General features: G+C 70.0%; 24 protein-coding genes. 14 read left to right on the top strand and 10 right to left on the bottom strand.

All coding sequences use genetic code 11. From position 1 onward, the window contains the following. Positions 1-4 precede the first annotated feature (4 nt). Complete coding sequence (locus tag OG766_RS12865) at positions 5-1,291, top strand: DUF445 domain-containing protein (RefSeq protein ID WP_328725373.1); 1,287 nt, start codon at positions 5-7, stop codon at positions 1,289-1,291. Between the two features lie 138 nt (positions 1,292-1,429). Here the strand turns inward: OG766_RS12865 and OG766_RS12860 are convergent, their stop codons facing one another. Then, positions 1,430-1,732 (bottom strand): hypothetical protein, encoded by a 303-nt coding sequence (locus OG766_RS12860; RefSeq protein WP_328725372.1) that lies wholly within the window; start codon positions 1,730-1,732, stop codon positions 1,430-1,432. Between the two features lie 231 nt (positions 1,733-1,963). Between OG766_RS12860 and OG766_RS12855 the strand changes: the two genes are divergently transcribed. Together OG766_RS12855 and OG766_RS12850 are read left to right on the top strand one after the other, a co-directional pair. Then, complete coding sequence (locus tag OG766_RS12855) at positions 1,964-2,407, top strand: SRPBCC family protein (RefSeq protein WP_328725371.1); 444 nt, start codon at positions 1,964-1,966, stop codon at positions 2,405-2,407. A gap of 59 nt (positions 2,408-2,466) precedes the next feature. Beyond that, positions 2,467-2,733 carry a DUF1876 domain-containing protein gene (locus OG766_RS12850; protein WP_266373843.1) on the top strand — a complete coding sequence of 89 codons (267 nt, stop codon included), beginning with the start codon at positions 2,467-2,469 and terminating at the stop codon, positions 2,731-2,733. A gap of 70 nt (positions 2,734-2,803) precedes the next feature. Here the strand turns inward: OG766_RS12850 and OG766_RS12845 are convergent, their stop codons facing one another. The 4 genes from OG766_RS12845 to OG766_RS12830 form a co-directional block, all read right to left on the bottom strand. Then, positions 2,804-3,094: an acylphosphatase gene (locus OG766_RS12845; protein ID WP_328725369.1), complete on the bottom strand. Its 291-nt coding sequence runs from the start codon at positions 3,092-3,094 to the stop codon at positions 2,804-2,806. 55 nt (positions 3,095-3,149) lie between these two features. After that, positions 3,150-3,596, bottom strand: coding sequence for a hypothetical protein (locus tag OG766_RS12840; protein ID WP_266373847.1), 447 nt, complete (start codon positions 3,594-3,596; stop codon positions 3,150-3,152). Positions 3,597-3,797: 201 nt separating this feature from the next. Next, positions 3,798-3,995 (bottom strand): DUF397 domain-containing protein, encoded by a 198-nt coding sequence (locus OG766_RS12835; protein ID WP_266373849.1) that lies wholly within the window; start codon positions 3,993-3,995, stop codon positions 3,798-3,800. After that, positions 3,995-4,840: a helix-turn-helix domain-containing protein gene (locus OG766_RS12830; RefSeq protein WP_328725368.1), complete on the bottom strand. Its 846-nt coding sequence runs from the start codon at positions 4,838-4,840 to the stop codon at positions 3,995-3,997. The genes OG766_RS12835 and OG766_RS12830 overlap by 1 nt, the downstream gene beginning before the upstream one ends. 206 nt (positions 4,841-5,046) lie before the next feature. On the opposite strand from OG766_RS12830, the gene OG766_RS12825 reads away from it, so the two are divergent. After that, complete coding sequence (locus OG766_RS12825; RefSeq protein ID WP_328725367.1) at positions 5,047-5,691, top strand: ATP-binding protein; 645 nt, start codon at positions 5,047-5,049, stop codon at positions 5,689-5,691. 89 nt (positions 5,692-5,780) lie between these two features. On the opposite strand, the gene OG766_RS12820 is transcribed toward OG766_RS12825, so the two are convergent. Together OG766_RS12820 and OG766_RS12815 are read right to left on the bottom strand one after the other, a co-directional pair. Next, on the bottom strand, positions 5,781-8,921 hold the full coding sequence (locus tag OG766_RS12820) for a DEAD/DEAH box helicase (RefSeq protein WP_328725366.1): 3,141 nt from the start codon (positions 8,919-8,921) through the stop codon (positions 5,781-5,783). Between the two features lie 56 nt (positions 8,922-8,977). Continuing rightward, the gene (locus OG766_RS12815) at positions 8,978-9,982 is read right to left on the bottom strand and encodes an SEC-C domain-containing protein (RefSeq protein ID WP_328725364.1); all 1,005 of its coding nucleotides are present in this window, start codon (positions 9,980-9,982) and stop codon (positions 8,978-8,980) included. An 87-nt stretch (positions 9,983-10,069) separates the two neighbouring features. On the opposite strand from OG766_RS12815, the gene OG766_RS12810 reads away from it, so the two are divergent. Continuing rightward, positions 10,070-10,861, top strand: coding sequence for a class E sortase (locus tag OG766_RS12810; RefSeq protein WP_328727472.1), 792 nt, complete (start codon positions 10,070-10,072; stop codon positions 10,859-10,861). Positions 10,862-10,924: 63 nt separating this feature from the next. Continuing rightward, positions 10,925-12,400 carry a LamG domain-containing protein gene (locus OG766_RS12805; RefSeq protein ID WP_266373871.1) on the top strand — a complete coding sequence of 492 codons (1,476 nt, stop codon included), beginning with the start codon at positions 10,925-10,927 and terminating at the stop codon, positions 12,398-12,400. Between the two features lie 98 nt (positions 12,401-12,498). Here the strand turns inward: OG766_RS12805 and OG766_RS12800 are convergent, their stop codons facing one another. After that, a complete protein-coding gene (locus OG766_RS12800; RefSeq protein ID WP_328725362.1) occupies positions 12,499-14,007 on the bottom strand; it encodes an MFS transporter in 1,509 nt (502 codons plus the stop codon). 123 nt (positions 14,008-14,130) lie between these two features. Here OG766_RS12800 and OG766_RS12795 point away from each other — a divergent pair, with 123 nt between their 5' ends. From OG766_RS12795 to OG766_RS12780, 4 genes are all read left to right on the top strand, one after another. Beyond that, on the top strand, positions 14,131-14,658 hold the full coding sequence (locus tag OG766_RS12795; protein ID WP_266373876.1) for a winged helix-turn-helix transcriptional regulator: 528 nt from the start codon (positions 14,131-14,133) through the stop codon (positions 14,656-14,658). Between the two features lie 176 nt (positions 14,659-14,834). Continuing rightward, a complete protein-coding gene (locus OG766_RS12790) occupies positions 14,835-15,146 on the top strand; it encodes a DUF6412 domain-containing protein (RefSeq protein ID WP_266373877.1) in 312 nt (103 codons plus the stop codon). A 98-nt stretch (positions 15,147-15,244) separates the two neighbouring features. Beyond that, the gene (locus OG766_RS12785) at positions 15,245-16,030 is read left to right on the top strand and encodes a YidC/Oxa1 family membrane protein insertase (RefSeq protein WP_328725360.1); all 786 of its coding nucleotides are present in this window, start codon (positions 15,245-15,247) and stop codon (positions 16,028-16,030) included. A gap of 141 nt (positions 16,031-16,171) precedes the next feature. Further along, positions 16,172-17,032, top strand: coding sequence for a fumarylacetoacetate hydrolase family protein (locus OG766_RS12780; RefSeq protein WP_328725359.1), 861 nt, complete (start codon positions 16,172-16,174; stop codon positions 17,030-17,032). A 64-nt stretch (positions 17,033-17,096) separates the two neighbouring features. Here OG766_RS12780 and OG766_RS12775 read toward each other — a convergent pair whose 3' ends face one another. Both OG766_RS12775 and OG766_RS12770 read right to left on the bottom strand, forming a co-directional pair. Beyond that, positions 17,097-17,582 carry a heme-degrading domain-containing protein gene (locus OG766_RS12775; protein WP_328725357.1) on the bottom strand — a complete coding sequence of 162 codons (486 nt, stop codon included), beginning with the start codon at positions 17,580-17,582 and terminating at the stop codon, positions 17,097-17,099. Then, positions 17,579-18,670 (bottom strand): Gfo/Idh/MocA family oxidoreductase, encoded by a 1,092-nt coding sequence (locus tag OG766_RS12770; protein WP_266373881.1) that lies wholly within the window; start codon positions 18,668-18,670, stop codon positions 17,579-17,581. The genes OG766_RS12775 and OG766_RS12770 overlap by 4 nt, the downstream gene beginning before the upstream one ends. 56 nt (positions 18,671-18,726) lie before the next feature. Between OG766_RS12770 and OG766_RS12765 the strand changes: the two genes are divergently transcribed. The 4 genes from OG766_RS12765 (at position 18,727) to OG766_RS12750 (ending at position 23,246) form a co-directional block, all read left to right on the top strand. Continuing rightward, positions 18,727-19,905 (top strand): ROK family transcriptional regulator, encoded by a 1,179-nt coding sequence (locus tag OG766_RS12765; RefSeq protein WP_328725356.1) that lies wholly within the window; start codon positions 18,727-18,729, stop codon positions 19,903-19,905. 359 nt (positions 19,906-20,264) lie between these two features. After that, positions 20,265-21,041 (top strand): hypothetical protein, encoded by a 777-nt coding sequence (locus OG766_RS12760; RefSeq protein WP_266373885.1) that lies wholly within the window; start codon positions 20,265-20,267, stop codon positions 21,039-21,041. A 144-nt stretch (positions 21,042-21,185) separates the two neighbouring features. After that, positions 21,186-21,953, top strand: a complete 768-nt coding sequence (locus OG766_RS12755) for a GntR family transcriptional regulator (protein WP_266373886.1) — start codon at positions 21,186-21,188, stop codon at positions 21,951-21,953. A 156-nt stretch (positions 21,954-22,109) separates the two neighbouring features. Beyond that, positions 22,110-23,246, top strand: coding sequence for a TIGR03364 family FAD-dependent oxidoreductase (locus OG766_RS12750; RefSeq protein WP_328725355.1), 1,137 nt, complete (start codon positions 22,110-22,112; stop codon positions 23,244-23,246). Positions 23,247-23,251: the final 5 nt, after the last annotated feature.

Raw genomic sequence — 23,251 nt, 5'->3', positions numbered from 1 at the left:
ATCCGTGAGCCGCCCCGCCCCGCTCGCCTCGTTCGCGTACACCGCCGCCGACGAGGAGAAGCGCCGCGGCGTCCGTCGTATGAAGGCCACGGCCACCGGTCTGCTGCTCCTCGTCGCGCTGATCTTCACCCTCGCCACCTGGGCGAAGAACGAGGGAATCGACGGCTGGCCCGGCTATGTCGCCGCGGCCGCCGAGGCCGGCATGGTCGGTGCGCTCGCCGACTGGTTCGCCGTCACCGCGCTGTTCAAGCACCCTCTCGGTATCCCCATCCCGCACACCGCGATCATCCCCACCAAGAAGGACCAGCTCGGCGAGTCCCTCGGCTCCTTCGTCGGGGAGAACTTCCTCTCCGCCGACGTCGTACGGGCCCGCCTCAGCGGCCTGGCCCTCGGCGGCAGACTCGGCGCCTGGCTCGCCGAGCCCGCGCACGCCGACCGCGTCACCGCCGAGCTGTCCACCGCCCTGCGCGGCGCCCTCGCCGTCCTGCGGGACTCCGACGTGCAGGCCGTCGTCGGCGAGGCCATCACCCGCCGTGCCGAGACCGCCGAGATCGCACCGGGCATCGGCAAGACCCTCGACAAGATCGTCGCGGACGGCGCCCACCACCGTGCCGTCGACCTGATCTGCGCCCGCGCCCACGACTGGCTGACGGTGCACGGCGACTCCGTCATGGACGCCGTCCAGGGCGGAGCCCCGGGCTGGACCCCGCGCTTCGTCGACCGCAAGGTCGGCGAGCGGGTCTACAGGGAACTGGTCCGCTTCGTCACCGAGATGCGCGACGCCCCCAACCACCCCGCGCGCGGCGCGATCGACCGTTTCCTGGCCGACTTCGCCTCCGACCTCCAGGCCGACACGGACACCCGGTCGCGGGTCGAGCGCATGAAGTCCGACATGCTGTCCCGCCCCGAGGTGCAGGACATCATCGCCTCCGCATGGTCCTCCGTACGCGCCATGATCATCTCGGCGGCCGAGGACGAGCGCAGCGAACTGCGGCTGCGCGCCCGCGCCTCCCTGATGTCCTTCGGCGCCCGCCTGGCGACGGACGGCAGGATGCAGCAGAAGCTGGAGGGCTGGATCGAGGACGCGGCGGTCTATGTGGTGACGACGTACCGCGAGCAGATCACGTCCCTGATCAGCGACACGGTCGCGAGCTGGGACGCCGAGCACACCTCCCGCAAGATCGAGGCGCACATCGGCCGTGACCTGCAGTTCATCCGTATCAACGGCACGGTCGTCGGTGCACTGGCCGGTCTGCTGATCTATACGGTCGCGCACGCGCTCGGCGGCTGAGGAAGCGCTGGGCGGCTGAAGAAGCGCTGGGCGCGCAATCGGACTCTGTCCGCCGGTTGCGCGCCCAGCCACCATGGGGGAGTTGCCCTTACGTACGTACGGGCCGCCGCCCCCGTTCAACGCTCTCGGGGGTAAGTCTCAAGCGGCCCGCCGGGTCACGGCCCAGGACGCCAGCGCCACGCCGCCGGCCACGGTGAAGACCGCGGGCCACGCCCCCAGCTTCTTGGCCAGCGGATGCGACCCGGCGAACGCGGCGACGTACGCCGCACTCAGCCCGGCCGCCGCCTTCCCGCCGGCCTCCTGCTGCCACTGGCGCGCGGCCACGGCCCCGGCGGCGGCCAGCGCCACCCCGCCGAGCGGCCGCTTCCTGGTCCAGCGGGCGACGCCGTAGCCCCCGATGAGGCCGCTCGCCGCGACTGCCGCTGCCGGAATCCTGGCCATGGGATGCCCCCTTCGATCGTTTTCGACTGCCTGGAGCCTAACGAGCGGTTTGACCGGACCTGCGCCCGGCCCAGGCCCCGAGGCGAGGCATCAACGGGCAGGACCTGTAGGGCGAGTGGAGCGTGATGCGTGATCGCGGCGGGCGACAGGCTTCCGGGCCGCTCCAGGGCCGGATCCGTTGCGATGAAGCGCCACGGAACGCACCCTGGAAGGAGAGGCAGGGAGACAGTCATGCCCACTCTCGAGGAACAGATCGACATCACTGCGCCCGGTGACGTGGTCTGGGACCACTTGCACCAGGTCGAGGACTATCCACGGTTCGTCGGAGGCGTACGGGAAGCCCGGCGCGAAGGCACTTCCGGCGTACACATGGACCTGGAGACCAGCGGCGGCATGGCCCGCGGGCTCGACGCCGCCACCACGGATCTCCGTCCCAACGAGACGATGACCTGGAGGACCACGGAGACCCCGCACCTCAGCGGCTCCGTATCGCTCCTCCCCATCGACTCGACCCACACGAGGATGCAACTGCGCATGGACTACGACCCCGGCGAGGCGCACAACGCCTTCGGGGGCCCCAAGGGGTTTGCCCAGTCCTCCGCCATCGAGCGGACCGTCCGGGAGGATCTCCACCAGTTCAAGGACCTGGTGGAGCAGGCACACCCCACCACCTGACCGACAGTGCCCCGCACAAAGCCGGGGCTGACGGAACCGTACGGCGAAGGTGACCCGTCATGACGACGCAGAACTGGAACATCGACTTGTCGTTCGAGGAAGACGGAACGCGCACCGCCTGCAAGGCCTCCCTCAGCGGCCCCAATGCCCCCGGCGTCGAGGGCACGGGCATCGCAAGGCGCAGCCCGGGCGACACCCCGGACGCGAAAATAGGCGAGGAACTCGCGGCGGCCCGGGCCTGCTCGGAACTGGCCCATGAACTCGTCGGCCGCGCGGCGTCCGACGTCGAGGGCCACACCCACAGGCCGGCGGACATCGCCATGTGACCCACCCACCCCCTCACACCCTCACACGAGGAGAGCGCGAAGGCCGGGAGCGGGACTCCCGGCCTTCGCGTCAGCTATTGCCGCCCCTCAGGGTGTGCCGCACCTCGAACCCGGTGAGCCCTTCGGGCTCCTCCTCACGCACCTCCACCCCTCGCACGTCCGCCGAGGGCGGCCCTTGCCGCGCCCATCGCACCAGTGTCTCGACGGCGTCCATCTCCCCTTCGAACACGGCCTCGACGTCCCCGCCGGCCAGGTTCCGCACCCACCCCGCCACCCCGTACTCGTCGGCGACCTGCCGGCAGGTGTCCCTGTAGAACACGCCCTGGACCAATCCGGAGACCACTACGCGCCTGCGCACCATGACTCCGGATCGTACGAGCCGCTGCCCCCGGCACCCCGCCCGACGCGAGCGGACATCAGGGCCAGAGCTTGTACGTCACGTCCTCCGCGAGGTGAGCCGGCCTGCCGTCCGTGAACACGAGGCGCATCTGCGTGTAACGCTGCTGACCTGGATCCTTGGGCCAGGGCTTCGGCTGCTCCAGCGTGACTTCCACGGGATATGAGTGGAACTTGCCGGCGGCGCAGTAGGGCTTGCAGTCGTTGACGAAGTTGAGCCCACGTCCCGTCGCGGTCGTCTGCCCCCAGTTCGTCCACTTCAGCTGGGTGAGGCCGCTGTTGCCGTCGCCGCACGCGATGAGGAAGTCGCTGGGCCGTACCTGCGGCTTCGAGAAGCAGTCGATGACCACGACGTCACCCCGTGGCTCCTGCGCCGTGGAAGCGGAAGCGGATGCCGGCACAACGGCCACTGCGAGCGACGCCGCGGCGTACACCAGGGCCGCTGCCTTCAGCTTGAGTCTCTGCATATCTGCTCCCAGCCGTCTCTCCCCGAGCCCACCTGACCGCCACGCGAACCGCTCCACGCACGCAGAGCGCCCGCCGGCCAGCGCTGCGCCGGACCTCCTCCCTGAGGTTGCTCCTGTATCGACGCTACGACCCCACCCGGGGACCCACCACCCGCGCGGGCCCCATACCACCTGATCCCGCTCCGCGCGCGTCCAACGGCATCAGCAACTGATGTCGCCGTCCCGAACAGCACCAGTGAAGCCGTTCCACGCCTCGGCGGGGAACGCGAGGAGGGGCCCCAGAGGATCCTTGCTGTCCCGAACGGCGGTTCCTCCGGCTATGCGGGCAACCTCCACGCACTCCGTGCCGCTGCCACCGCTGTACGAGGACTTGAACCACTGGATGTCGTCGCGATCCATTACAGCTCCCTGCAAGCCTGATCGAGGAGCGCGACCGACGACGGGATGTCCAACGCCTGTGCGCGCAAGTATTCGAACGCCAACGTATAGCGCTCCAGCTCCTCGGGCTTCTCCATGAAGAGACCACCGCCGATGATGTCCACGTACACCACATCGAGCTCCGGTGCGGACCCGCCCAGGACCACGAAGCTGCCGACGGCCGCGGCATGTGCCCCACTGGCGAACGGCAGTACCTGGACGGTGACGTGGGGCTCCTCCGCCAGCGACATCAAGTGCTCCAACTGCTCACGCATGGCTACGCGCCCACCGACCAGGCGCCGAATGACGGCCTCGTCGATCACGGCCCAGATGTGCGGGGGATCCTCTCTCGTCAGCAGCTCCTGCCGCTTCATGCGGATGTCCACCATGTGCGCGATCTCTTGTTCGCTGCACCGCATCTCAGACGCGCGATGGACTGCCTCGGCGTAGGCGCGCGTCTGGAGCAGCCCAGGGACGTACATGCAGGCGAAATGATCCTCCCGCACGACCTCGTCTTCCAGCGTCAGCATGAGGTTCATCGACTCGGGGATCGGATCGGCAAGGGACCGCCACCACCCCTGGATCTTGGCGCCCTTGGCCAGCTCGACGAGGGTCTTACGCTCCTGCTCGGATGCACCGTACTCGCGACACAGCGCATCCACGGCAGGCCACTTGACGGTTCCTTCCTTCTTCTCGTACCGACTCAACGTCGCCTTCGAGATCCCGACGAGCGCACCCGCCTCTTCAAGGGTGAGGCCCTTGCGCTCCCGTAGTCGACGGAGGTCTGCGCCCAACTGGCGTCTGCGGGTAGTCGGTCCAACTGCCATGGTCAAGGCCCTCCGTGTGTCGATCTCAACGAGCGTGCATGCGCTGGGGCTGCGCAGACAAGACGGCGTACGCCAGGGGCGCGTGAGCCTCCGCATGCTCCCTGAAGGGTGATATGAGAGTTCCATTTTGGAAGTTCCAATGTCACTCTGAAGAAGCGAGAAACTACATAACGCAACGCCCCGGGATCGCTGGAGGTTTGGCAGACATGTACGAGCGCCGCTGCGAAGTGCCGCGCAAGGCCTGGGACCTCCCTTTCCTAGCTGAGGCCCGGGAGATCGCCGGGCTGCGGCGCGTGATGCGCCTCCAGCTCACCCTGTGGGGTCTCCCGGAGCTTGTGGACGCGGCTCAGCTGTGTGTGACCGAGCTGGTCGCGAACGTGGTCCGGCACGTTGGCCCCGAGACACCCACGACGCTCAGGGTCTCGATGAGCGGAACGAACCTCCGCATCGAGGTCGAGGACCCAGACGCGCGCGCCCTCCCCACACTCATGTCGGCGCGCGAGGACGACGAGGCCGGTCGAGGCATGGCCCTCGTGGATGCCACGGCAGAACGCTGGGGCGTCGTGCTGCGTCCGGACTCCAAGATCACGTGGTGCGAGCTTGCCACCGAGCTCGCCGCCCCCGATGGGCACGGGGGCGGCCATCGGGTGGATGGGGCCGAAGCTCTGCTGGTGCTGTACCAGATGTGCGGCTCTCCTCAGATGTTGGGCAGCAGGCGGCTCGGTTTGAGGGAAGCAGAGAAGGCGGCGATTCATCTCATCGCCGACCTCCTCCGCTGGCTCGTCGCCCACGGGTGTGACGTCGACTTAGCGCTCGACGAGGCCCAGGCGAGTCTTGAGGCATGCCTCTGAAGCGATGCCTGCCTGGACTGGCGCTGGAGCCGATCCGCATCCCGAGCTTCACGGGATCAGACAGCGACCGTGCCGTCGCAGGCAAGGGGTTAGCCTGCTGCGATGGTCGAGTAGGTCCAGACGTCGGCGGGGATTTCGTGCCGGAGCTTCCACTTGATACCCATCGGCTTGCTGCCCTTGTGATCGACGTAGTCGGCGGGGCCCAGGAGCATCCAAGCCTGGGGACCGCCGATGTCCGTCTTCTTATAGCGGCGGACGAAGAGTAGGACGTGAGTGCCCTGTTCCTTGTGGGTCCGATACCGGACGCCCGTTGGCGAAGTCTCTGACGTCTGGTTCTGGGACTCCCAGTGGAACAAGAAGTCGCTCATGGCGTAGTCCCTGTAGCGCGTCTGAGGCGAGAAGTCTTTCTCGTCCTTCTCCAAGGTGATCAGGAGCGCGTCGGTACGGATGCTCTCGCACCACCTCACGCCTTCGCGGAAGTGACCGGGTATGAAGCCCCCGATGAAGGACTGGCCCAGGGCGGGAAGGATCTCCTCGCGGCTGTACGAGGCGTGGACTGTAAGAGGGAGTCCGGCAAGGTCGCCGAGGAGGGGGACCGGAACGTGATCCGTGCGGTCGAGCACATGGGCCAGGACCTGGCGGACTTCGTTGCGGAAGGCGTGGTGTGGGCGGAGTGAGTCCAACGCCTGCTGGTAGGTAGCGAAGCCGCCGAGAGGCCAGAGCGAGAAGTAGAACATGCGCGCGTACGCCTGCTCGCGCTCGCTGAGGCTGTCGTACGCGGGGGCGTCGTCTTCGATGAGCTTTGTGTACGCGGCGACTCGCTGAGGGTCGTCAACGTGAAGGAACGCGGGAACGCGCTTGAGGAGCGTCTCTTCGCCCTCCGGGGCGTCAGCAGGCAGGAGCTTGGCGCGGCGTAGCAGGCCGGTCCAGGAGCTGCCGTTGCCACGGTAGATCTCCTTGAGTTCGCGGCCGCTTTCCTTGAGATACTCCGAGAGCTGAGGCTCGCCGTACTGGCTGACCTCACGGGCAAGCTGCGTGACGTTGACGCTGATCTGGCTGCGGATGTTGTCGATGATCAGGTCCTTGGCCTTGGGCTCAAGGACGATCTGACAGCCGGAAGGAAGCTGAGGGAAGCCAAGCTCGATGTTCGTCAGCAGCCGGTTTCGCGTCAGGTTGGTCAAGGCTCGGAACTGCTCTTCGAAGCGGAACTCCCTACGGTGCTGGCCGATGAAGTCCAGCACGGTGAGGACTGCCTTGGTCTCGGTCCGTCGGAGCCCGCGTCCCAGCTGTTGAAGGAAGACAGTGGCGCTCGATGTCGGGCGCAGCAAGAGGAGCGTGTCGACGTCCGGGATATCAAGACCCTCGTTGAAGAGGTCGACCGAGAAGATGACCTGCAGCTCACCTGACCTCAGTGCATCGAGTGCCGCCTTGCGTTCCTCGCGAGGTGTCTCGCCAGACAGCGCGACAGCGTTCAGGCCGGCACGCCGGAAGAAGTCGGCCATGAATTGGGCGTGCGGCACGGACACACAGAAGCCCAGGGCGCGCATGGAACCAGGGTCTGTGACTTTGTCCGTGACGGCCTGAACCACGAGGCGGGCCCGGGCGTCGTTGCCAGTGAACAGGCTGCTGAGTGCCGAGGCATCGTAGGAGCCGCGCTTCCAGGTGATGGCGCTCATGTCGGTGTTGTCAGTGACGCCGAAGTAGTGGAACGGGCTCAATAGGTCGTTCTCAAGTGCCTCCCAAAGCCTCATCTCGGCTGCGATCCGACCGTCGAAGAACTCGTCTTGAACGTTGCGCCCATCCATCCGTTCCGGCGTGGCCGTCAGGCCGAGCAGCTCACGGGGGTTGAAGTGATCGATGATCCGTCGATACGTGGGCGACACCCCGTGGTGGAACTCATCGATGACTACGACATCGAAATGGTCGGGAGTGAAGTGCTCAAGCGAGCGGGCATTAAGTGACTGGACGCTGGCGAAGACGTGCTTCCAATCAGCGGGAACGATGCCGCTGTGCAGTTCCTCGCCGAAGTTGGCGTCGACCAGCACGTCTTGGTAGGTGCGCAGCGACTGCCGGAGGATCTCTTGTCGGTGGGCGACGAACAGCAGCCGGAGATCTTGGCCGTATTGCTGCTGCAGGTGCTTGTAGTCGAGAGCCGCCATGACGGTCTTGCCGGTGCCTGTCGCGGCGACCAACAGGTTCCGATGACGGTCGTGGACTTCGCGCTCCACCTCGAGCCGTTCCAGCATGTCGCGCTGATGCGGATACGGACGTACCTCCAGCCCGGAGAGGGTGATGTGACGCCCGTCGCTGCTGCTGGTTCCCCGCCCCGCCTGCTGCAGTGCGTCGTCGAGGCGTGTGGCGTCACGATGGGGGTCGTACAGCTCGAAGGACGACTCGCTCCAGTAGGAATCGAAGGTCGCTTCAAACTTGCGCAGCACGTCCGGAGTGGCGATGGAGGAGAGGCGGACGTTCCACTCCAGGCCATCGAGGAGCGCGGCCTTCGACAGGTTGGAGCTGCCCACGTACGCCGTGTCGTATCCGCTGTTGCGGCGGAACAGCCATGCTTTGGCATGGAGGCGCGTGGATCGCAGCTCGTAGTTGATCTTCACCTGCGTCTTGAACTTCTGGACGAGTCTGTCCAAGGCTCGCCGCTCCGTGGCGCCGATATAGGTGGTGGTGATGACACGAATCGGGACGCCGCGAGCGTGAGCGGCCTCAAGAGACTGCTCAATGACTCGGAGTCCGTGCCACTTCACGAAGGCGCAGAGCAAGTCCACACGGTCGGCAGTCGCCAGCTCTGCTCGCAGTTCAAATCCGAGGCTCGGGTCTTCCGGAGAGTTGGTGATGAGCGCGGTTTCGGACAGAGGCGTCGCGGGACGGATCGCGTACACACCCTTGGCCTCTTGCTCAGCGATAGCGAGCAATTGACGTGGACCGTCCACGACCAGATCCACCCACTCGCGAGCGCCTTCGATGGTGTTCATCGACTCGAGAATGTGGTTGGCCGCGTGCACGCGTTCTGCCGATGGCAGCCGTTCCAGCACGCGCCTCATGGTTTCCGCGACATGATGCGCGATGACGTGAGGTGCTGACTCGGGCCCCACCTCGTCATCGATGGCGTGCCAACGGCCACTGGCGTTCAGACTCTTGAGCTGGTTCTCCAGCCGCAAGGTGATCAGCTGCTCGTAAAGGCCGGCAACTGGCTGGTTGGCGTCGACGGAACCCGTCACTGTTTCCCCTCCCCGTCAGATTCCTCCAGTGATACCAGGCCTCACCGACAGGCAGATCAGGACTCGGTCACCCCGTGGCACTCCCCGTACGCCGCGCCCGACCCGCACCAGCATGCCGCGCCCCGGGCCGGGGGCCAGGGGAGGGCGCGGCCGCGGGCCGCCAGGGTGGTGGCGTACTGGGGCAGGAGGTTCGGGTCCGCGGGGGAGGCGGCCTCGGAGGCCGCGAAGGCCTCGTAGGAGGGGACCGTGCCCGTGACGATGCCGAGGTTGCCCGTGCCGGTGGAGGAGAGGTCGCGCAGGGCCGACTCGATGGCGGTGAGGTGGGTCTCTTGGGTGGGGTACTCGGCGGTCAGTGAGGGGTACGCGGCGAGGAGTTCGGCGAGTTCGGGTGCCGGCCAGTGGAGGACCGCGACCGGGAAGGGCCGGGAGAGCGCCGCGCGGTAGGTGCCGAGTTCGGAGCGGAGACGGTCGATCTCGGCGCGCAGTTCGCTGGGGTCCGAGGAGCCGAGGGCCCAGAGGCGCTTGGGGTCGTGGAGCTCGTCGAGGGGGACGGCCGCGCTGTGGAGGCGGTCCGCGAGGGCGTCCCAGTCGTCGTGCTGCAGGCCCAGGAGGCGGCGGACGCGGTGGCGGCCCGTGAGGAGGGACTGCGCGGGGTAGGAGATCTCGTCGTCCGGGTCGACGAGGCGCGTGACGGCCGCCGTGAAGGTGGAGTGGGCCGCGTCGAGCTCGTCGTGGGCCTCCAGGGTCTCGGCGACGATCTCCCACGGGGCCGCGTCGTCGGGGGCGGCCGCGCGGATGCCGTCGATGATCGCGCGGGCCTCCGCCTCGTGGCCGTACTCCCACAGGTTGGCCGCCTGGAGTGCCTTGATCAGGTGGACGTTCTCCGGGGCGTCGGCGAGGAGGCGGTCGTACAGGCCGGTCGCGCGGGCGCGGTCGGTCGCGAGCTCCAGATGGGCCGCGGCCTGGAGCAGCAGCGGCTCACGGTCCTCCGGGTACTGCTCCGCGGTGCGCAGCAGGCGCTCGGCTTCGGCGGTGTGGTCGGCAGGCGTGTCGGGGCGCATGCAGCACACCGTACTGCTGTACGGGGCTCCGCAGGGGCCTGGTCACTTGGAGGGGCTGCCCCTATCGTGCGGGCCGTGCGGGAGCGGATGCTTGAGCGGATTCCTGTGGTCGTCCAGCGAGGGCGGCGACGTGGGCGGGTGGCGCTCGCCCGCGGGCTGTGGGCCGCTGCCGAGATCACCGTGACCCTTGGCGTGGTCGTGCTGCTCCTCGTCGTCCACCAGCTGTGGTGGACCAATCGGCAGGCCAAGGAGGGCGCCCAACGGCAGGTCCACGCCCTGGAGAGGGAGTGGGGGGAGACGACTGTCCCTGAGGCCGGGGCCGGAGATGCTGACCTGGACCCGGAGGCCGACGCCGGGAGCAGCACACCGGAGCCTGCGGAACAGGACGGCGGCGGCCGCCGGTCGAACCGGGCCGCCGCACCCCGCTGGGACCAGGCGTACGTCGTGCTCCGTATCCCCCGTCTCGGGGTCGTCGCGCCCGTCGCACAGGGCGTCGCCAAGCGGGGCGTACTGGACAAGGGATACGTCGGCCACTATCCCGGGACCGCGCAGCCCGGCCAGGCGGGCAACTTCGCGGTCGCCGGGCACCGCAACACCCATGGCGAGCCGTTCCGTTACATCAACCGGCTGCGGAACGGGGACAGGATCGTGGTCGAGACGCGCACAGGCGTTTTCACCTATCTGGTGGACAAGCGGCTGTCGCAGACCTCCGCGCGCGACGGCGGCGTGATCGCGGCCGTGCCGCGGAGTGTGGTGAAGCCGGGCTACGGGTACAGCGAGCCGGGTTACTACGTGACGCTGACGACGTGCACGCCCGAGTACACGTCCAAGTACCGGCTGGTGGTGTGGGGGAAGCTCACGTCGATGCGGCCCCGCTGAAGGCCCGAATGCACCGAAGACCTATGCTCTGCCGATCTTTCGGCTTATGTGACGGAGCGGGCAATGGTGAGCAGACGTGGTCTGTTGGGTGGGGCGGTACTCGTCGGCGCGGGTGCGCTGGCAGGCATCACGCACGGCGCACAGCCGGCGGCAGCGGCGCAAGCACTGGACACTCCGTTCACGCCGCTCACGGTTCCGCACCTCCTGCAGGCCGAGCAGATGGTGCAGTACCAGCGCATGCTGGCGGCCGGCCATCTGCCCGACGGGCTCGCCGGCCACTGGCCGCTCGACGCCAAGGGGTTCGACCGGTCCGGATTCGAGCGGCCCCTCACTCTGGGGCCGGCCGCGACCTGGACGAAGCTGCGGGCCGGCGGTGAACTGAGCTTCGACGGTACGTCCGGGGCGTACGCCACCACCACATCCGTGCTCGACACCACCGCCCCCTTCACGGTCTCGGCCTGGATGCGGCTCTCCGACGCCGCCCCGGGCGGAGCCGACCTGGCGAACTTCTACACGGGGGTGAGCCAGGACGGAGCGGTGTGCAGCCGCTTCCTGCTCTGTTACGAGCCCGCCGTCCAGGGCTGGGCGTTCAAGGTCCGTGACGAGGGCCAGACCACCAAGGTGTCGGCCGTGGCCCCGACCACCGCCGAGCCGGGTGTGTGGGCGCACCTGGCCGGAGTGTGGGACGGCGCGGCCATCCATCTGTACGTCGACGGGGAGCTCCGGGGCAGCGCGGAAACGGCGATCTCCTGGGCCGCCACCCAGGGATTCAATGTCGGCCGGGCCACGTTGGACGGCGCTCCGGTGAACCGCTTCAACGGCGCCATCGGCGACGTGCGCGCGTACGGCAGGGCGCTGACGGCCGACGAGATATCCGTCGTGAGCGGGCGTACGGCCCGGCAGAACAACACGTACCAGATCGGAGGGACACCTTCGGTCGTCTGGGGAACGCCGTCCGACCCGGCGAGCTGGATCGCGCGTGCGCGCTGTTCCTCGTTCATCACCAGGGTGCTCAGGCAGACCTATCCGTGGGCGACGGACGACTATTTCCTGACGTACTTCCATGACCGGGGCCCGGAGGCCGCCGACTACCACGACGGCTTCAACGCCGGTGCCGGTCCCCGGTTCAAGAAGATCCGCAAGGTCGCCGATCTGCGGCCCGGGGATCTCATTTCGGTGCACTACAACGGAACGGTTCCCGGCAATACGGGCCATATCGTGATGGTCCGCGAGGTCAAGGGCGTCTACTCGGGGTCCGTGAACTTCAACGGCGAGACCCAGTACGCCGTCGAGATCATCGACAGCACCGCCGACCCGCACGGCGTCTACGGCCTGCCGAACTACGCGCAGTATCCCGACACGAGGATGGTCAACGACGTCGCGGACGACAACCACGAGGGGGTCGGCATCGGGCACATGATGTTCTACGCCTCCCAGGCCACCGGTGAGTTCTCGCGGTACCGGTTCAGCGTCAACAGTGGCTCGGCGGACGCGCACACCGTCGCGCAGCGGCCGATCTCCGCCGCGCGCATCGTCTGACGCCGCGCGCATCGTCCGACGGTGCATGCGACGCCCCGTCTGACGGTGCATGCGACGCCCCGTCTGACGGTGCGGGCGACGCCCCGTCCGCCCGGCGGCTACCGGGTGGACGGGGTGCGTCCGCCCTTGGCTTCCCGACCGTCCCGTAGTGCCAGCACCGCCACCGCGCCCAGCAGGGACAGCCCGGTCGAGACGATCAGTGCCGTGTTCGTGCCCGCCGTGGAGACCGCGATCGTCAGGGCCACGCCCGCGGCGGAACCGATGTAGCGGGCCGTGTTGTTGGCGCCCGAGCCCATGGCCGCGCGCTCCGGGGGTACGGACTCGACGGCGAGGCGGGGCAGCGCGGCGTTCAGCAGGCCGCTGCCCACCCCGGCCACGGCGAGGCCCAGCAGCAGCCGCGCCCGGCCGTCGTCGGCGGAGGACACGGTTCCGAGCATGGCGAGAACGCCGGCCGCGGACAGGGCGAAGCCCAGGGCCAGTTGGTGCCGGGCGCCGACGCGGCCCGCCAGCCGCTTGGTCTGGAGGGCGACCAGGAACGCCGTACCGGACCAGAGCAGGAACAGCCAGGCGGTGCCGAGAGCCGACATCCCGGCCTGCTGGAGTATGGCCGGGAGGTAGCTGAACAGGCCGATCACGGCCAGGCCCGTGAACAGCGCGCCCGACGACGCGGCGAGGAACGGCCGGCGACGGAACAGTCCGAGGTCGATCATCGGGGCCGTGCTCCTGCGCTCGACCAGGACGAAGAGGGCGAGCAGGGCCACGGAAGCGGCGGCCAGCCATCCGACCGGTGCGCGGAGCCAGCCGTCACGGCCGAGGGTCAGGGCGGTGAGCAGCGTGGCCAGTGAGAGCCCGAGGGCGAGTGCTCCGGGCAGGTCGGGGCGGCCGCCGCGGGGTGCGCGGGATTCGGCGAGGGTGCGGGAGGCGACGCCGCCGGTCGCGAGCGCGATGACGGCCAGGACGCCGTAGGCGAGGCGCCATTCGACGGTGGCGAGCGCGCCGGCGACCAGCGGCCCCAGCGCGATTCCGGCGCTGACGAACGCGCCCCACACCCCGGTCGCCCTGATCCTCGCGGGCCCGGCCGGGAAGGCGTGGACGAGCAGCCCGAGGCTGCTGGCGAGGATCGCGGCGCTCGCGGCGCCCTGGGCGATACGGGCGAGGGTGAAGGTCAGGGTCGAGTCGGCGAACGCGCCGATCCCGGTGGTGAGGCCGAGCGCGAGCGTGCCGGCGACGAAGACGCGGCGGCGGCCGTAGTCGTCGGCGAGGCTGCCCGCGACGAGGAGGAGGGCGGCGAGACCGAGCGGGGTGCCGTTGAGCAGCCACGCCTGGGCGGAAGGCGGGGTTCCGAACGCTGCCGTCATGGCGGGGAGCGTGAGCATCGGCGCGGTGTAGTTCATCAGCGCGACGGTCGTCGCGGCGCTGGTGACGGCGAGCGTCACGCCGGGTCGGGCCCTCTCGGCCTCCCTGGTTCCCTTGGCCGCGGGCGGCGGCGTGGAGTTCGGCGGCGCTGCGGGTGCGGGCGCCGCGGGTGCGGACGACGTGCCTGCGGACGCCGTGCGTGTGGACGACGTGGGGGCGTGCGTGGCTGTGGGCCGCGTCGGGCGTGCCATCAGGGTCCTCGGGTCGAGAGCTCGTGTACCGCGGCAATTCAAAGTTCGATGAATGAACCTGCTCGTACGGCGACCCTAACACGGTAGGTTCGGTCAGTGAACCTAGGCTGTTAGTCTGGCGTCATGGCTCTGGGCAAGGACTACGCCGCGCAGCAGTGCTCCATCGCCCGCGCGCTGGAGGTCATCGGCGAGCGGTGGACGCTGCTCGTCGTGCGGGACGCGTTCTACGGCGTGCGCCGGTACAACGACTTCCTGGTCCACCTCGGCGCCCCGCGTGCCGTGCTGGCCGGCCGGCTCCAGGCGCTCATCGGCGCCGGGGTGCTGGAGAAGCGCCGCTATCAGGAGTCCCCGCCGCGTGACGAGTACGTCCTCACCGAGCACGGCCTCGCCCTCTGGCCCGTCCTGCGCTCGCTCGGGCTGTGGGGGCGAGGGCTGCCCGGAGCCCAGCAGATGAGGATCTTCCTGCACGCGCCGTGCGGTACGGAGCTCGGTGCGTACGGCGAGTGCCCGGCCTGCGGGATCGGCGTACCGCCCGCGGAGGTGGAGATGCGGCCGGGACCCGGCCTCGACCTGGACCCCGCCGATCCGGTCAGCCGTTCGCTGCTGCGCCCGCGCCGACTGCTGGAGCCGCTCGATCCGGAACGCGTGTGAGCGTCCGGAGAGGGGCGCGCGCATCGCGCGGCCGGGATGTCCCCCAAGGGATCCGCCGGGTTGTCCACAGGGAACCCGGCGGCGATTCCGGTCGTGTATAACGAATGAAGGTTCGTATCGCTGGTACGGGATCGCTCGGCGCGACGCGGAGCGAAGCGGAGAGAGGAGAGGCACGCATGGCCGGACGCACCTGGCGCCTGCTGCAGCCGCTCGCCCTCCTGCTCTTCGTGCTCGTCGAAGTGTTCGTGGCCGAAGGCATCGGCCTGTCCACCGCCGTCGCCCTCGCCGCCACCGCGGCGGCCGGCGCCGCGCTCGTCGCCTGCGCGTTGATCCTCTCGCAGTCGGTGCCGCGCGTGCCGCCCACGCGCATACGAACGGCGATACGCGACCGCGAGCAGCGCACGGCGTTCCTGCCGCAGCGCGATCCCGACGCGGCGGGCCGTAGCAGGCCCCGAGCCCCCGGCCGTCCCTCGACGACGGCCGCGTAGGGGCGACAGCTCACTCCCTTTGTTCCTGTGCCCCTTCGCGGGTCGTCATGCCGACATGTCTGTTCGTTTCCCGGCACGACGAGACCCGGAGGGCCTCCATGTCCGCGCTCACATCCGCTTTCTCCTTCTTCATGTCCTCGTTCGCTTCGCTGGTCGGGCAGCTCGCCGACCTGGTCGAGCCCCTCTTCCAGGGCTCGGCCACCGCCGCGGCGATCGTCCTGTTCACGGCGTTGGTACGGCTCGCCGTTCATCCCCTCTCGCGTGCGGCCGCGCGCGGGCAGAAGGCACGCACCCGGCTCGCACCGCAGATCGCCGAACTTCGCAGGAAGCACGGCAAGAACCCCGATCGGCTGCAGCAGGCGGTCCTTGAGCTGCACGCGAAGGAGAAGGTCTCGCCGCTGTCGGGGTGTCTGCCCGGTCTGCTCCAGCTGCCGGCGTTCTTCCTCATGTACCACCTGTTCTCCAGCCGGGAGATCGGTGACGAGACGAACGAGCTGCTCGGGCACAGTCTGCTCGGCGCCCCCCTCGGCGGCCGGTGGGTGGAGGCGCTCGGCGACGGAGGGCTGCTCGGGCAGGCGGGGCTGGTGTACGCGGCGCTGTTCGTGATCGTCGGCATCGTGGCCACGTTCACGTACGTACGCACGAGGCGGCAGCTCGCGTCCTCCGGGCAGGGGCCGTTGGCGCAGGCGGAGCAGCAACTGCCGGGGATGGGCGCGGTCATGAGGGTGATGCCGCTGCTTTCGTTCGCCACGCTGATCACCGTCGGCGTCGTGCCGCTCGCCGCCGGGCTCTACGTCGTCACCAGCACCACCTGGAGCGCGGTGGAGCGGGTGTTCCTCTACCGGGACGCGCCGGTGGCCGGTGCTCTGGCTACCGCTGGGTAACGGTCCAGGTTGTGAACGGGGTCTTGCAGGGTGGTCCGAACTCTTGGAGGATCAGCCAATCCTCAATGATCCGCACATCCCCCTCCGCCGCACGGCGGGGACTCCTCAGCCGGGGCCACCTCGACCACAGGGAGAAGAAAGATGAAGCTGCTGCGTGTCGGTACGGCGGGTTCGGAACGTCCGGCGTTGCTCGACCAGGACGGGACGACGCTCCGTGACCTGTCGGGACTGGTCGCGGACATCGACGGGGCGCTGCTCGCGGACGATGCCGCGCTCGGCCGGATCCGCTCGGCGGCCGAGGCCGGCGAGCTGCCGGTGCTGGATGCGACCGGGCTGCGCGTAGGGCCGCCGCTCGCCCGTATCGGCAAGGTCGTGTGCATCGGGCTGAACTACCACGACCACGCGGCGGAGACCGGTGCCGCGACGCCCGCCGAGCCCGTCGTCTTCTTCAAGGCCGCGGACACGGTCGTCGGTCCCAACGACACCGTGCTCGTACCCCGCACGAGCGAGAAGACGGACTGGGAGGTCGAGCTCGCGGTGGTCATCGGACGTACCGCCCGCTACCTGGAGTCCCATGACGAGGCTCTCGCGCACATCGCGGGATACGCGGTGGCACACGACGTGTCGGAGCGGGAGTTCCAGATCGAGCGCGGCGGCACGTGGGACAAGGGCAAGAACTGCGAGACGTTCAACCCGCTGGGCCCCTGGCTCGTGACGCGGGACGAAGTGCCGGACCCGCAGGCGCTGTCCCTCAAGCTCTGGGTCAACGGTGAGCTGAAGCAGAACGGCTCCACCGCGGACCAGATCTTCCCGGTGGCCGAAGTGGTGCGGTACGTGAGTCAGTTCATGACCCTGTACCCGGGAGATGTGATCAACACCGGTACGCCGGCGGGTGTGGCCCTCGGACAGCCGGACCCGAAGCCGTACCTGCGGGCAGGGGACGTCGTCGAGCTGGAGATCGAGGGACTCGGCCGCCAGCGCCAGGAGTTGAAGGACGCGTAGAGGCGGCGAGACGTGCCGAGGAGGAACCGCGGAGGGGGTGCGGGGGATTCACCCCCTCCGCGGGTCAGGTGGTGAGGAGACGCTCCAGCGCCTCCACCACCATCGCGTGGTCCTCGGCCTGTGGGAGGCCGGAGACCGTGACCGTGCCGATGACACCGGCGCCTTCGACGCGGATCGGGAACGATCCGCCGTGCGCCGCGTACCGGTCGGGATCGAGACGGGACGACTCCTCGAACGTCGTCCCCTTCGCGCGGAAGCGGCTGCCGACGAGGAACGAGCTCTCGCCGTAGCGTTCGACGACCCGGCGCTTGCGGTCGATCCACGCGTCGTTGTCCGCCGAGGACCCGGGCAGGGCGCAGTGGAAGAGCTGCTGCGGGCCGCGCCGGATGTCGATCGCGACCGGGGCGTTCCGCTCGCGCGCCAGCTCGACGAGCATCGAGCCGAGATCCCAGGCGTCGTCGTACGTGAAGCGGGGCAGCGTCAGGCGCAGTTCCTGCTCCTCGAGCGCGGCGACGCCGGTGAGACCCGGGTCCGTGGTGCCGCCGCTCATGAGCCGAGCCTGACGGTGACGCCCTCGCGGGCGGAGCGGCGGGCCGCCTCCAGGACGTCGAGGGCGTCGGCGGCCTCGTCCGCGGTGACCGGCGGAGCGGTGCCGTCGCGCAGGGCGGCGGCGATGCCCGCGTAGTACGCCGGATAGTCGCCGGGCAGGGTCTCGACGGGACGTCCCCCGCCGGTCAGCGGCGACTCGCCCGAGCCGACGCGTCCCCACAGCGACTGCGGTTCCGTGCCCCACGGCAGACCGGGGCCGGGGCGCTTGCCGTCGCGCAGTGCGGCCTCCTGCGGATCGAGGCCGTACTTCACATAGCCGGCGGCCGAGCCGAGGACGCGGAAGCGCGGGCCGAGCTGGGCGGTGGTGGCGCTCATGTACAGGTGCGAGCGGACGCCGTTCGCGTGCGTGATGGCGATGAACGTGTCGTCGTCGGTCTCGGCGCCAGGGCGGCGTGCGTCCGACTCCGCGTACACCTGGACCGCCGGGCCGAAGAGGACCAGCGCCTGGTCGACGACGTGGCTGCCCAGGTCGTAGAGGAGACCGCCGATCTCCTCCGGGGCGCCGGACTCGCGCCAGCCGCCCTTGAGCTGGGGACGCCAGCGCTCGAAACGGGACTCGAAGCGCTGCACATCGCCGAGTTCGCCGTCCGCGAGGAGCGCGCGGAGGGTGAGGAAGTCGTTGTCCCAGCGGCGGTTCTGGAAGACGGAGAGCAGCAGGCCCCGCTTGTCGGCAAGGGCGGCGAGTTCGCGTGCGGCGGCGGCGGTGCCGGCGAGCGGCTTGTCCACGACGACCGGGAGACCGGCCTGGAGGGCGGCGGTGGCGACCGGGACATGCGTCTTGTTCGGGGACGCGATCACGATCAGGTCGAGTTCGCCGGCGCGCTCCCACAGCTCGTCGGCCGTGGCCGCGAAGCGGACGTCGGGGAACTCGGCACGGGCCTGCTCGCGGCGCTCCTCGTTCGACGTCACGATCGTGTCGAGGACGAGGCCCTCGGTGGCGGCGATCAGCGGGGCGTGGAACACGGACCCCGCGAGGCCGTAGCCGACGAGTCCTACGCGAATGGGGGTGCCGGTGCCGGTGCCTGTCATGACATCCACTTAAGCAACGCTGTTGCCAAAGCGCAAGCGCGCAGGACAATGGCGGGGTGAAGAGGACCAACACGGGTGCGAACCTCCCGGTGCTGCGCAGCCACAACGCGGCGCTGGTGCTGGATCTGCTGAGGGCGGCCGACCGCGACGGGATCAGCCGGCTGGAGCTCGCCGAGGGCACCGGGCTCACGCCCCAGGCCGTCAGCAAGATCACGGCGAGGCTGCGGGCGGAGGGACTGGTGACCGAGGCGGGCCGCCGTGCCTCGACCGGGGGCAAGCCCCGCACCGTCCTGCGCCTCGTCCCGTCCGCGGCCCACGCGGTGGGCCTGCAACTCGATCGCGACGAGCTGACGGCGGTACTCGTCGACCTCGCCGGCACGGTCGTCGCGTCGCGCACCCGGCCGCTGGACCTGAGCGGTTCGGTGCCGGACGTCGTCGCGGCGGCGACGGACGAGGTCCGGGCGCTGCTGGAGCACGAACTGGAGCACGAAACGGAGAGGGTGCTGGGCGTCGGCGTCGGGATGCCGGGGCCGCTGGACCACTGGAGCGGGGTGCCGGGCCGGGTGACCGGGGCGCCGAGGTGGGAGGGAGTTCCGCTCCGGGCGGAGCTGGGGGAGCGGCTCGGGCTGACGGTCGTCCTGGACAAGGACACCAACGCCGCAGCGCTCGGGCTCGCACTGCGCGGACGGCCGACGGGTTCACAGGACTCCGGATCCGCTTCTGGTTCCGGTTCTGCTTCCGTTTCTGGTTCTGGTTCTGGTTCTGGTTCTGAAGTCGCGGAGTCGTTCGCGTATCTCCACCTCGGTACGGGCCTGGGCGCCGGGCTCGTACTCGGCGGGACGCTCCACCGGGGCGCCCGCACCGGCGCGGGGGAGTTCGGCCATCAGGTCGTCCAGCTCGACGGGCCCGCCTGTTCCTGCGGCAACCGCGGGTGCATCGAGGCGCTGTGCCTCGCAGCCGTCGCCCGCGGCGAGCTCGACGAGGCGGCGCGCGTCCTCGGTACCGGTGCCGCCAATCTCGTACGGCTGCTCGACGTCGACCAGGTCCTGCTCGGTGGGCGTACCGTCGCCGCGGCCAGTGAGACGTTCGTCCGCGGAGTCCGCGCGGTGATCGGCGACGATGCCGTGTACGTCGCTCTGGCGGACGCGGGCCCGTACCCCGTCGCGGAGGGCGCCGCGCAGCTCGTCCTCGCCCCGCTCTTCGGTCGCATGGACGGCGACAGGCTCGGCCAGTAGGGCGTAATTGTGTGATTGTCCGGCCGCTCGGCGGCGTCGGTGCCGGGCCGGCGGGCGCGTGCGTGGCAGCGTCGGTTCTCCACGCCGCCCACGCTCGCGACCAGCAGAGGTTCCTCATGCGCCTGCGCACCGCCCTTGCCGCCGGAGCCGCCACAGCCGCCATCGCTCCCGTCGCCCTGGCGGGCCTGGCCCCCGCCCCCGCGCAGGCCGCCGCGGAGCCGTCACCGCATCCCTCTCCTTCGCGTCCCGCTTCCGCTTCCGCTTCTGCTTCCCCTTCTCGTTCCTCTTCCGGCTCTTCCGGCTCCGCTTCGTCCCGGCACGCGGCGTCGGCGTCCGCGTCGCCCGCGGCGCCCGGTGGCGTGCCCGTCGACGAGCTGCCGTCCTGTGGCGACGTGGGCGCGGCGGAGTTCCCGGTCGCCGCCCGCATCGTGGAGGGCCCGGCGCAGTACCGGGCCGGAGCGGGCGCCCATGAGTTCTCCGTCGAACTGACCAACACCACGGCCGAGCCCTGCCTGAACATCCACCCCGTCCTCGTGCTCACCGGACAGGGGCGGGCGCTCACCCCCGACCGGATCCGGATGGAGTTCCTCGACACGGGAGTGCAGATCTGGCGCCCCGTCACCATCGAGAAGACGGAGCAGGGGGAGGCGGTCGGGGCCTTCGGCGCCGGGGCGGGCGGGTTCGCGGGTCTGTCCCTCCCTGCGCGGGGCATCTTCACCGTTCGGGTACGTCTCGGCTTCCCCGACCGCGCCACCGCCCCGGATGCCGTGGTGGCCAACGCCGCCGTCGTCCAGCGGCGTGGGGCGGACGGCGACTGGGTCGGGGAGTCCAACGACTACCGCTTCAGCATCCTGGCCGCGGAGCCCACCGGCCCGGCCACGCAACCCGACAGCCCGCCGGACGGGAACAGCGAGACCCAGTCCACGGGCGCGTCCGCGAACCCCTCCGGGAACGCGTCCGGCGATGTGTCCGGCACGGAGGACACCGGGACGACGTGGCAGAACGGGCACGAGCTGGCCGCGACCGGCGCCGGACCCCGGTACGCGATCGGGCTCGCCGCGGCCGGCGGCGCGCTCCTCGCCGGATCGTTGGTCCTCCTCTTCGGCAGGCGTCGGCTCCGCTCCCGGCCCCGCTGACCGGCACCCTCCGCGGTCCCGCTCCCGGCCGCGCCGGCCAGCCCCTTCACCGGCCCCGCTGACCAGCCCGTTCACCGTCCCGTTCACCGCGCCGTCCGCCGGCCGTTCACCTGACCGTTCACGAGGATCTGGCAACATCCCGGCGTGGACTACCCGAACTACCCGAACGACCAGGCACCGGGCGCACCCGTACGCTCCGGAATCCCCGAGCACGGCCGCATCCCCAAGTACTACGCCGTCAAGGCCCAAGTGGCCGCCCTGATAGACGACCTGGGCGAAGGCGGGCTGCTGCCCACCGAACGTGATCTCGCCGTACGGTTCGACGTCTCGCGTGAGACCGTGCGCCAGGCGCTGCGCGAACTCCTCCTCGAAGGCCGGCTGCGCCGCCAGGGCCGCGGGACCGTCGTCGCCGGCCCCAAGCTGGAGCAGCCGCTCTCGCTCGCCAGCTACACCGAAGGCGTACGCAGGCAGGGCCGTACGCCGGGCCGTCACCTCATCTCCCTCGACCGTTTCCCGTGCCCGCCGCGGCTCGCCGAGGAGACCGGGCTGGAGCGAGGCGAGCCCGTCTGGCACATGGAGCGGTTGCTGCTCGCGGACGACGAGCGGGTCGGCCTGGAGAGCACGTACGTCTCCGTCGCGCGCGTGCCCCGCCTCGACAGCGACTTCGATCCCGACTCGTCCTTCTACGCCTACCTCCGCGACCGGCTCGGGATCGGCTTCGGGGACGCGGACGAACGGATCGAGACGGTGCTGGCGACCCCGCGCGAGGCGCTCCTCATCGGCACGCCGCCCGCCCTGCCCATGCTGCTGATCCACCGCGTCTCGCGGGACACGGCCAAGCAGCCCCTGGAGCGGGTACGGACGCTCTACCGCGGGGACCGATTCAGCTTCTCGGCCCACCTCAGCGGCTGAATCCCGGCCCACCTCAGCGGCTGATCCGCCACCGCGCTCACTACCTCCTCCAGATCACGAAAAGGTAACGGGTCTAGGCCAAGCTTGACGGCCCGTTCACCGTCCCGTTGCCGACCGGCCCTCGCCGGGTCACCCGTCACGAGCACCGTTGCGGCCATGCGAGTCATCGTCGTAGGAGCCGGCGTGGTGGGAACCATGCACGCCTGGCAAGCAGTGGAGCGCGGCCACGAGGTCGTACAGATCGAGCGGGAGGCCGAGGCGCGCGGGGCGAGCCTGCGCAACTTCGGGCAGATTTGGGTGAGTGGCCGCGCCGGCGGCGAGGAGCTGGAGACCGCGCTGCGGGCGCGGGAGCTGTGGGAGGGCATCGGTGCCCGGATACCCGAGCTCGGGTTCCGGGCCATCGGCTCGCTGACGCCCGTACGGAACGATCTCGAACTCGCCGTCGCCGAGGCCGCCGTCGCCCGGCCCGACGCCGCCGCCCGCGGCTACAAGCTGGTCACCGCGGACGAGGCGCGCGCCATCAACCCGGCGCTGCGCGGCGAGTTCGTGTCGGCCCTCCACTGCGAGCGGGACGCGGCCGTGGAGCCCCGCACCGCACAACTCGTCCTGCGCAAGGCCCTGCTGGCCTCCGGCCGTTACACCTTCCTGCCCGGACGCGAGGTCCGCGAGGTCATCGAGTCCGGCAAGGACGGGCGCGGCGGCGTGCGCGACGACCACGGCGACGTCCACACCGCGGACGCCGTCGTCCTGTGCACCGGGGCCTGGCTCGGCGGCCTCGTCCGCGAGATCGCCGGGGACATCCCCGTGCGCCGCGTACGCCTCCAGATGGCGCAGACCGACCCGCTCGGCGAGCCGCTCACCACCTCCGTGGCCGATGCCGACTCCTTCCGCTACTACCCGGCGTACGCGTCCGAGGCGCTCGACGCGCTCAACGCCGGTCAGGCGCAGGAGCCGATGGCCGCCGCGCACAAGATGCAGCTGCTGATGGTGCAGCGCCGCGACGGCGGGCTGACCATCGGCGACACCCACGAGTACGAGCACCCCTTCGCGTTCGACACCCTCGAGGACCCCTACGAGCACCTCACGCAGGTCATCGAGGGCTTCCTCGGCCGGCCGCTGCCGAAGATCCGCCGCCGCTGGGCCGGGGTGTACGCGCAGTGCACCGACACCTCCCGCGTCGTCCACCGCCAGCGGGTGCGCGACGGCGTGTGGCTGGTGACGGGACCGGGCGGGCGCGGCATGACCTGCTCGCCCGCCATCGCCGAGACGACCGCCGACGAACTGGGCTGGTGAACCCC

This window comes from Streptomyces sp. NBC_00259 (assembly GCF_036181745.1).
GTDB lineage: Bacteria > Actinomycetota > Actinomycetes > Streptomycetales > Streptomycetaceae > Streptomyces > Streptomyces pratisoli.
This window is presented reverse-complemented; position numbering and strand designations above follow the sequence as displayed.